Origin of the sequence: Bradyrhizobium sp. (genome assembly GCF_049586575.1) — a bacterium.
Taxonomy (GTDB): Bacteria; Pseudomonadota; Alphaproteobacteria; order Rhizobiales; family Xanthobacteraceae; genus Bradyrhizobium.
Genome location: NZ_JBAVCF010000637.1, coordinates 1 through 9,747 on the forward strand (window position 1 = coordinate 1; position 9,747 = coordinate 9,747).

The following is a 9,747-nucleotide window of genomic DNA, read 5'->3' on the forward strand; positions in this document are numbered from 1 at the left end:
TCGGAGCGGCCTTCTTCGGAGCCGGCGCAGGCGTCTGGGCCCACCCGTCGGACGCGAGGAACGCGGCGCTCAGAGCTGTGATCGCCATCAAGGCGAGAACGCGCCCACGCGGTCTGACTGGCGCGGCCAACTTGCGGAAATTCATTGCGGAAAACCCTTTCTGAACGGAAGCGCCGAAAGCCGCCTTAGGCGCCGAAAGCCGGCCATTTTGGCGGTTGTCTCCTTGCCAATTGAGGCGGATGCGTGACAGGCCCTGCCCGATTGGTCAATTGGACGTCTTCATACAGGCGCGTACGAAAAGATCAATGCCGACCGGCCATCTTACCGCGTGTCACCGCGAGCGCCGGACGCTGTGATACAGGTCAATTGTGAGCCAAAGCGAATCACATCGACGCGCCGAATGGTGGGTTCCGGCGGGCAGCGTCGTGGCCGTGCTGTGCGGCCTCGTCGCCTTCTGCCTCCCGGTCCTATTCGGCTGCGACAGGGCTGTTGCCGCCGAAAGCTACGCAATCGCCATGCATGGCCCGCCGGCGCTGCCCGCGACCTTCACCCATATGCCCTACGCCAACCCCGATGCGCCAAAAGGTGGACGGCTTGTGCAGGGCGTTCTCGGTACCTTCGATAGCCTCAACCCCCTGATCGTGCGGGGGCTCGCCGTCCAGCAGATCCGCGGGTTTGTGGTCGAGAGCCTGATGGTGCGGGGCAATGACGAGGCGTTCACGCTCTATGGCTTACTCGCGCGAACGGTCGAGACCGACGAGGCGAGGAGCTACGTCACCTTTCACCTCGACCCGCGGGCGCGATTTTCCGACGGACAACAGCTCACCGCCGATGACGTGCTGTTCTCCTGGGCGTTATTGCGGGACAAGGGACGTCCCAATCATCGCCAGTATTATTCGAAAGTAGCAGAAGCCGAGGCGCTCGACCCGCTCACGGTGCGGTTCGATTTCGGCGGTGTGGCAGATCGCGAACTGCCCCTGATCCTCGGCCTGATGCCGATCCTGCCCCGCCATGCCGTCAACCCCGCAACCTTCGAGCAAACCTCGATGGCGGCTCCGGTCGGCTCGGGACCTTATCGGGTCAGCCATGTGAATCCGGGCGTAAGCGTCACGCTGACGCGCAATCCCGACTATTGGGGACGCGACCTGCCGGTCAACCGGGGCTTATGGAATTTCAATGAGATCAGGCTTGATTTCTATCGCGAGGCCAACGGCTATTTCGAGGCGTTCAAACGGGGCCTCTACGACTTCCGGGTAGAGAGCGAACCTCTGCGCTGGCACGACGGGTACGACTTTGCAGCTGTGCGTAATGGCGAGGTGGTCCGCGACACCATCAAAATCGCGACACCGCACCCTTCCGAATTTCTGGTTTTCAACACCCGGCGGCCGGTATTTTCTGACATTCGGGTCCGCGAGGCGCTCACCCTTCTGTTCGACTTCGAATGGATCAATCGCAACTACTTCTTCGGGCTCTACGGCCGCTCGGCGGGTTTCTTCGCCGGTTCCGAACTTTCAGCCTATGGCCGCCCGGCCGATGAGCAGGAACGGACGTTCCTGAAACCGTTCGAGGCACGCATTCCACCCGATATCCTTGAGGGCAGCTATCGCCTGCCGGTTACGGATGGTTCCGGCCGCGATCGCGCCGACCTGCGCTCGGCGCTGAATTTGCTTTCACAGGCGGGGTACGCGCTCGATGGCGCGGTGCTGCGGCAGCGGACCAGCAAAGCGCCACTCTCGTTTGAAATTCTGGTGACGACGCGCGATCAGGAACGCATCGCGCTGGCATTTTCACGCGACCTGAAGCGCGCGGGCATCACAGCCACAGTTCGCGCGGTCGATGCCGTCCAGTTCGATCAACGCCGTCTCGGCTTCGATTTCGACATGATCCAGAACCGCTGGGACCAGTCGCTCTCGCCCGGCAACGAGCAATACTTTTACTGGGGCCGCGAGGCGGCCGATAACCCTGGAACGCGAAACTACATGGGGGCCAAGGATCCGGCCATCGACGCCATGATCGCCGACATGCTGGCGGCGCGGGATCGCGGCGTTTTCGTATCCGCGGTGCGCGCGCTCGACCGGGTGCTGATGTCAGGGTTTTACGCTATCCCGGTATTTAACGTCCGCGAGCAATGGATCGCGCGCTGGAATCGGATAGAACGTCCACAAGCCACCGCTTTGACGGGTTATCTTCCGGAAACCTGGTGGTATCGGCCATCGCAACCGAAGTAGGCTCCCAAAGCCCGATTCGCATCCCAAAGTCGATCCCGTGATCCAGACCAACGTATCGCCGACGCTCGATGGATTGTTTCAGAGGATTTCGGCGCGCCAGCCGGACGCGCCGGCGTTGCTCGATCCGATCAATAAGGCCCGTATCACCGGGCAGGCGCCGCGGCGGCTGACCTATGCCCAGGCCGACCGGGCGATTGCGGCGCTGGCGGCGCATTTCATCGAAGCGGGACTGCCGATCAATTCGGTGGTTGGGGTGCAACTGCCCAACACGGTAGAGTTCATGCTCACCGTGCTGGCCGCCCATCGCGCCGGCTTGATCGTGGCCCTGCTGCCGCAGCTCTGGCGCCAATCGGAACTGACGATGGCGCTCAATCGCACTGGCGCGCGGGCGATCGTGACGACAGCGAAGATCGATGGCGTCAGTCATGCCGACCTCGCGATGAACGCTGCCGCGGAGGCGTTTTCCATCCGTCACGTCTGCGGCTTCGGCGAAGACCTGCCGGAAGGGATGGCCTCGCTCGACCTTGCCTTGAAGGTCGGATCGACAACCGAGCGTACCGTGGTCCAGGACGGGCGCAAGGCGGCGCTGGTCTCCTTCGATGTGACGTCCGATGGACTTCGCGCGGTGCCGCGAACCCATCTCAACCTGATCGCCGGGGGACTTGCCATTTTCCTCGAAAGCCGCGTGCCTCAAGGCGCACGGCTGATGTCGGCGTTTGCCCCCTCCTCCTTCGCAGGATTGACCTCATCGCTGCTGCTCTGGCTGTTGTCGGGCGGGACGCTTGCCTTGCATCACCCGTTTGACGGGGAAGCGCTGGAAAGCCAGATCAACGACAGTGCCTGCGATACGCTGGTGGCTCCTGCGCCGATGGCGCTCCGGCTCACCGACATCGATCTGTCCTCGCGCATGCCGACACTGCGTCATGTGATCGGCCTGTGGCGGATGCCGGAACAGATTTCGTCGAGCGCACAATGGACCGCCGCGCAGGCGAAATTCACGGACGTCTATTTGTTTGGGGAAGTCGGCCTGTTTGGCGCGCGGCGAACCGCCGATGGCGTGCCGGCGTCGATCATGCCGGGATCGCATGGAGCGCCACGCGACGTCCCCGGGGCCTCGATTGCCGGAGAGACCTTGCTGACACCCAAGGGCACGCTGGCCTTGCGGGGGCCAATGGTGACAGTGGCCGCTTATGCGCCTCCGCCGCCGCCAGCGGATTCATTGATCGCAGCCTCGCCCCCCGACTACGCCGATACGGGTTACGCGGCGCGGCTCGACCGTTCTTCCGGTGCGATCTGCATTACTTCGCCGCCTTCCGGCATAGTTTCCGTCGGAGGCTACCGTTTCCTGTCGCAGGATCTCCAGGAATGGGCGAAGCGGCTCGGACAGGGGGCGCTTTTGACGGCGTTGCCTGATCGTCTCTGCGGATTTCGCCTCGCCGGGCGAGCCCAGGATAATGCGCGCGGCCGCGAGGCGCTGAACCAACTCGGGCTTAACCCGCTGATGGCGGAAGCTTTTCGGGATCGCACGATCCCCGGCTGAGTTGGGCCAGAAGGCCTCGTTGACATGGCATTAAGACCGCCAACCTAGGATCGCGCCTCGAAACGAAGCGTGTGGTCCAAGTTTCCGATGTCCCAACAGCAAGGCCCGATCATCGTCGTGTCCGACGACAAGCAGCCATCGCTGATGGCCGTGCTTGGCGAAGCGACGTTTCCGGTCATCGAAACGAACTGGGCCGAGGCCGCGCGCGCGGTTGTGCAACTCCATCCAGCGACCGTTCTTGCGGCCGTGCCCCAAGGAGGTGACTCCGCCCTGCGCTCGCTCGCCCGGCGAATCAGCGATATCAGGCCATATCTACCGTTGCATGTGCTCGACCCGAAGGGCGCACTGCCGGAAAACGCAATTCCATTTTCGAGAACGAACGGCAGTTTGGATCGTCTGCCCCCGCGTTTGCGCGCGGCGCTTCGGGTCCGAACCCTGCACGCCACGGTCCTGCGCCGGCTGAACGATCAGGCGGTGAAAACCTCGGTCGCCGAGTTCGATCCAGTTCGCGACGCGACGGTGCTTCTGGTCGGACGCGGCGGTGCCTATCCGGCGCTTTCCATCGTGCTCGGAGAGCGTATGGGTGTCGTCGGTGCGCTGAGCATTGAAGCCGCGGCCAAACATCTCAACACGCGCGACATCGACGGCATCGTGCTCGGCGAAGGCTTTACGGGCCGGGTGGTCGATGCGTTTCTCACGGTGCTCAGCGAAGACTCACGCTTTCGTCATTTGCCCGTGGTGGCGACGCTCGCGGGATTGGCGCCCGTCTTCGAGTTGCCAAATCTGGAGGTTGTCGCCGGCGATCCCGCGCACGTCGCGGCGAACGCCCTGCCCTTGATCCGGCAGCACGCTTTTGCTGGCCATCTCAGCCGGACACTGCGGTCGATCGATGCGGGCGGACTACTGGATCCCTCGACGGGGTTACTGACGGCCGCGGCCTTCGAGCGCGATTTTGCCACCGCGGTTCGCCAGACCCTTGCGAATGGCGGCGGATTGTCAGTGGCGCGCTTTGGCTTTGACCGAACCAATTCACGCGCACGGTTGGACGGCGCGCGGCTTCTCAGCCGGCTAATGCGGCAGATGGATTTCGGCGTGCTTTACGACGACGGTTCGGCCCTCGTGGTATTTGCCGAGACCGATTTGCGCACGGCGCATGTCATCGCGCGGCGTCTCTCCAGCGTTATCAAGCATACCGCTCACGACCACCGGGGCACGCGACGGAATGAGCCCACCGTCACGGTCGCAACCCTTCAGCCGCAGGACACCGCGCAGTCACTGCTCGCGCGGCTCCATGATGAAGGCCGGCGCGCCGCGTCCTGAAGGTTCCCAATTTAAAGCGCGGAACGTTTGTTCCAACCTCGCATTGTCATCCATCAGCAATGGAGGAGGAACTTATGAAGAAGTTTGCATTGATGGCGGCGTCCCTGGCGATTCTGGCTACGCCCGTTCTCGCCCAGGAATCAAAGACCACCGGAACCGCGCCGGCTGAGGCGAAGTTCTCGACGGTGTCGAAGGACGAAATGTTCAGTTCCAAGCTGAAGGGCCTGAACGTTACCAACCAAAAGGATGAAACGGTTGGCGAGATCACGGACATTGCGATCAAGAATCATGAAGTCGACGCCCTGATCCTCTCGGTCGGTGGTTTCCTCGGTATGGGCGAGCGTTATGTCGCCGTGTCGCCGTCGTCGGTCAGTGTTCGCTATGACGCCAAGAACGACAAATGGCTGGCGTCGATGAACACCACCAAGGACGCGCTGAAGTCTGCTCCGGAATTCAAATATCCGAAGTAAGCTCTATGTTTGACGATTGAAGATAAGCCGCCGCCGGCCAAGGCCGGCGGCGGCTTTTATGCAGCTTTCCGGTCTTCGGCAAGGTTGGCGAGCTGACGGAGGATTTCGTTCGTGCCCAAAAGACGTTCCTCGGGCGTCTCCCATTCCTGGAAGAATACCACCTTCATATCAGGCCGTACCCGCGCGGCCTGGCCGTGCTGGCGGATGAAAAACACCAGCCGGTCAGGCTGAGCGAATTTATTATCGCGGAACGTGATCACCGCGCCCTTTGGACCGGCATCCACCTTCTCGACATTGGCCCTGCGGCAGTAGTTCTTGATGGCCGCGATCTTGAAGAGATAGCGGACCTCATCCGGCAACACACCGAAGCGATCACGCAGTTCGGCTGCGAAATTGTCGATCCCCTCGTCCGTATCGAGATCGGCAAGCCGCCGGTACAACGAAAGACGAACCGAAAGGTCGGCAACGTAATCTTCCGGAATGAGCACGGGCATGCCGACAGTGATTTGCGGCGACCAACGGTCGGCCGCAGGCTCGACCACGCCAGCCTTGAGGTTGACGATCGCTTCCTCCAGCATCGACTGGTAAAGCTCGAAGCCGACTTCCTTGATGTGACCGGATTGCTCTTCGCCGAGCAGATTGCCCGCGCCACGGATATCGAGATCGTGTGAGGCAAGCTGAAAGCCTGCGCCCAGCGTTTCCAGCGATTGCAGCACTTTGAGCCGCCGTTCCGCCTGTGCCGTGATCTTTTGCTGCGCCGGCAGCGTGAATAACGCATAGGCGCGCAGTTTCGAGCGTCCCACCCGCCCGCGCAATTGATAGAGCTGCGCCAGACCAAACATGTCCGCGCGGTGCACGATCAGCGTGTTGGCATTCGGAATGTCGAGACCGGACTCGATGATCGTGGTCGAGAGCAAGATATCGTATTTGCCGTCGTAGAACGCCGACATGATGTCTTCGATCACGGTCGGCGCCATCTGACCATGGGCGACGGCGACTTTCATTTCCGGCACGTTCTTTTCTAGGAAATCCTTGACGCCCGCGAGGTCCTCGATCCGCGGCACGACATAGAAGGCCTGTCCGCCCCGGTAGCGTTCGCGCAGCAACGCCTCGCGGATCATCAGCGGGTCGTGCGGCGCCACGAAGGTCCGCACCGCAAGACGATCGACCGGCGGTGAAGCAATGATGGACAGCTCGCGCACGCCCGTGAGCGCCAGTTGCAGCGTTCGCGGGATTGGCGTTGCGCTTAGCGTCAGCACATGCACCTCAGCGCGCAATTGTTTCAGCCGCTCTTTATGACTGACGCCGAAATGCTGCTCCTCGTCGACGATCAGAAGGCCGAGGTCTCTGAATCTGATCGACTTGCCGAGCAGCGCATGGGTGCCTACCACGATGTCGATGGAGCCATCTGTCAGCCCCTTCTTGACCAGGGCGAGTTCCTTGGGCGCGATCAGGCGCGAGGCTTGCGCCACGTGCACCGGGAAACCACGGAAACGCTCGGTGAAGGTCTTGGCATGCTGGCGTGCCAACAGCGTGGTCGGGACGACGACGGCGACCTGTTTGCCGTCGAGCGCGGTGGCAAAGGCTGCGCGCAACGCCACCTCGGTCTTGCCGAAGCCGACGTCGCCGCAGATCAGCCGGTCCATCGGCCGCCCGGCTTCGAGGTCCTTCAAGGTCGCCTGGATTGCGCCAAGCTGGTCCTCGGTCTCCTCGTACGGGAAACGTGCGCAGAATTCGTCATAGACGTGCTGTTGAACGGGGAGCTTCGGCGCTTCGTGAAGATGGCGTTCGGCCGCGATCTTGATCAGTTCGCCGGCGATTTCGCGGATTCGGCTCTTGAGCTTTGCCTTGCGGGCCTGCCAGCCGCTACCGCCAAGCCGGTCGAGTTCGACATTGGCGCTGTCGGAGCCGTATCGCGACAACAGCTCGATATTCTCGACCGGCAGAAAAAGTTTTGTTTCGGCCGCATAGCGCAGTTCGAGGCAGTCATGCGGTGCGCCAGCGACATCCAGCGTCTGCAGCCCGACGAAGCGCCCGATGCCATGCTCGACGTGAACGACGAGATCGCCAGCGGAAAGGCTCGTCACCTCCGATATGAAGTTGTCGAGCTTGCGGCTTGCCTTGCGCGGCCGAACCAGACGGTCGCCGAGGATGTCCTGCTCGGTAATGACGGCGACCTGATCGGTTTCAAAACCGGTTTCCATGCCGACCACCGCCAGCATGGTTTCATTGCGCGGCGTCGCCTGCACGGTGCGCCAGGCGTTGACGCTGGTCAGGTTCAGCAGCTTGTGGTCGCGCAGCATGCTTTCCATGCGATCGCGCGAACCTTCGCTCCATAGTGCGATCACGACTTTCTTGCGCGCCGATTGCAGCGCCTGAACGTGGCCGACCAGTGCCTCGAACACATTGATCGCGCCGTCGTTGCGTTCCGGCGCAAAATTCCGCCCCTGCCGCGCCCCGGCGTCGACCGTATCTGCACTTCCTTCAGGCACCGCGAATGGCATGAGCCGCGCCAGCGCCGCCGCCTGCAGCCGTCCGCTCCATTCGTCTTCAGTCAAATAAAGCCGCTCGGGCGGCAGCGGCTTGTAAATCGCGCCGCCGCCGGGATGTTCGAGCGCCTCGCGCCGGGCCTCGTAATAATCGACGATCTGCTTGAACCGCTCGCGCGCCGCGTCCTCGCTTTGCGGCTCGATCGCAATCGGCGCGTCGCCGAGGTAATCGAACAGCGTATCCATGCGGTCCTGGAACAATGGCAACCAATGTTCCATGCCGGGATGGCGGCGGCCTTCGCTGACGGCCTCATAGAGCTGATCGTCGCGCTCGGGCGCGCCGAAGGCTGCGACATACCCCATGCGGAAACGCCGGATCGTCTCGGTGGTCAGTTGAAACTCGGAAATCGGCACCAGGTCGAGCGAACGCATGTCAAGCAGCGTGCGCTGGGTCTCCGCATCGAAGCTGCGGATCGATTCCAGGCTGTCGCCGAAAAAGTCGAATCTTACCGGCAGGTCGAGCCCGGCGGGGAACAGATCGAGGATACCGCCCCGCACGGCGTATTCGCCAGCTTCGCGGACGGTGGACGAACGGTTGTAGCCGTTGTGCTCCAGCCAAGCGACGATCGAATCCATCGGCACCACGTGGCCGGGCGCTACTGACAGCGCTTGCGCGGCCATGGTGTCACGGGCTGGGACACGCTGGACGATGGCATTCACGGTCGTCAGCACAATCAGCGGCTTCTCGCTGCCCGCGAGCCGCGACAATTGCGCCAGCGTCGTCAGCCGCTGGGCGAGGATTCCGCCATGGGGCGATACCCGGTCATAGGGCTGGCAGTCCCAGGCCGGAAAGTGCAGCACCGAAAGATCCGGCGCGAAGAATGAAAGCGACCGTGCCAGTTGTTGGAGGCGGGGTCCGTCGCGGCACACGACCGCCAGGCTGACGGCCGGCGGTTTTGGCCGCGCCGCCACTGCTCGCGCCAGATCCGAAACGATAAGACCCTCGGCGCCCTCGGCGGCATTGGCTAGCGTCAACGCACGGCCGGGAGTGAGCGCTTGTGCGGGCGACTGACCTGGCTGCTTCATTCGCCCTGCTCTCCAGGGCGGAATGCTTTGATCCGCTCGAACAGTGGGCCAGCATGAAGGGCCGCCAGCGGCGCGCTACCGGTAAGCGCGGCATAGAGGTCAGGATCGGGAACCTCGATCAGTTGCTCGAGCTGGCCGAGTTCGTCGTCGGCGAGATTGGCAATAGTGGCGTCGGCAAACCGGCCGAGGATCAGATCCATTTCGCGGGTGCCGCGATGCCAGCAGCGAAACAAGAGCCGCTTGCGGCGGTCATCGAGGCCGCCGCTCGATCGTGTCGTTCCCGTCATTCTTCACTTCCAATCGAACGCCAAAAGCCCGGACGTGCCGGGCGGAGGTGATATAGCGATCCGAATGGCGGTTGTCAGCCCATCTGCTTCCCGATTATCAACGTTACCAGCCATGCCGATTTGATCCACCAGGCGGCGGGTTCAGAACTCCGCACCGTCTTTAGCCGCGAGTTGATCATGCGGACTTCTGAACCAGGGCCACACTAGATCAATAAGTTTGCTAGTGTCCCTTCGATTCCGAAGTTCGAAACGTGGCTCCGCAAAATCATACGAACTTCGGAATCGGGACACTAGATCGCTCGAGCCTCGATGCGCCCTGCTCTGCTC

At 62.4% G+C, this 9,747-nt stretch carries 6 protein-coding genes; 4 read left to right on the plus strand and 2 right to left on the minus strand.

Annotation, left to right across the window (positions count from 1 at the left end; all coding sequences use genetic code 11):
• Positions 1–515: 515 nt before the first annotated feature.
• The 4 genes from WB528_RS23555 to WB528_RS23570 all read left to right on the plus strand — a co-directional run bounded on the left by WB528_RS23555 (position 516) and on the right by WB528_RS23570 (position 5,558).
• Positions 516–2,228 carry an extracellular solute-binding protein gene (locus tag WB528_RS23555; RefSeq protein WP_423891215.1) on the plus strand — a complete coding sequence of 571 codons (1,713 nt, stop codon included), beginning with the start codon at positions 516–518 and terminating at the stop codon, positions 2,226–2,228.
• Between the two features lie 37 nt (positions 2,229–2,265).
• Positions 2,266–3,768 (plus strand): AMP-binding protein, encoded by a 1,503-nt coding sequence (locus WB528_RS23560; RefSeq protein ID WP_423891204.1) that lies wholly within the window; start codon positions 2,266–2,268, stop codon positions 3,766–3,768.
• Between the two features lie 87 nt (positions 3,769–3,855).
• Positions 3,856–5,088: a GGDEF domain-containing protein gene (locus WB528_RS23565; RefSeq protein WP_423891206.1), complete on the plus strand. Its 1,233-nt coding sequence runs from the start codon at positions 3,856–3,858 to the stop codon at positions 5,086–5,088.
• Positions 5,089–5,162: 74 nt separating this feature from the next.
• Positions 5,163–5,558, plus strand: coding sequence for a PRC-barrel domain-containing protein (locus WB528_RS23570; protein WP_423891208.1), 396 nt, complete (start codon positions 5,163–5,165; stop codon positions 5,556–5,558).
• Positions 5,559–5,614: 56 nt separating this feature from the next.
• Here the strand turns inward: WB528_RS23570 and mfd are convergent, their stop codons facing one another.
• On the minus strand, positions 5,615–9,133 hold the full coding sequence (gene mfd, locus WB528_RS23575; protein WP_423891210.1) for a transcription-repair coupling factor: 3,519 nt from the start codon (positions 9,131–9,133) through the stop codon (positions 5,615–5,617).
• The gene (locus WB528_RS23580; RefSeq protein ID WP_423891213.1) at positions 9,130–9,420 is read right to left on the minus strand and encodes a succinate dehydrogenase assembly factor 2; all 291 of its coding nucleotides are present in this window, start codon (positions 9,418–9,420) and stop codon (positions 9,130–9,132) included. Before WB528_RS23580 ends, mfd begins: the two co-directional genes overlap by 4 nt.
• Between the last annotated feature and the right edge of the window lie 327 nt (positions 9,421–9,747).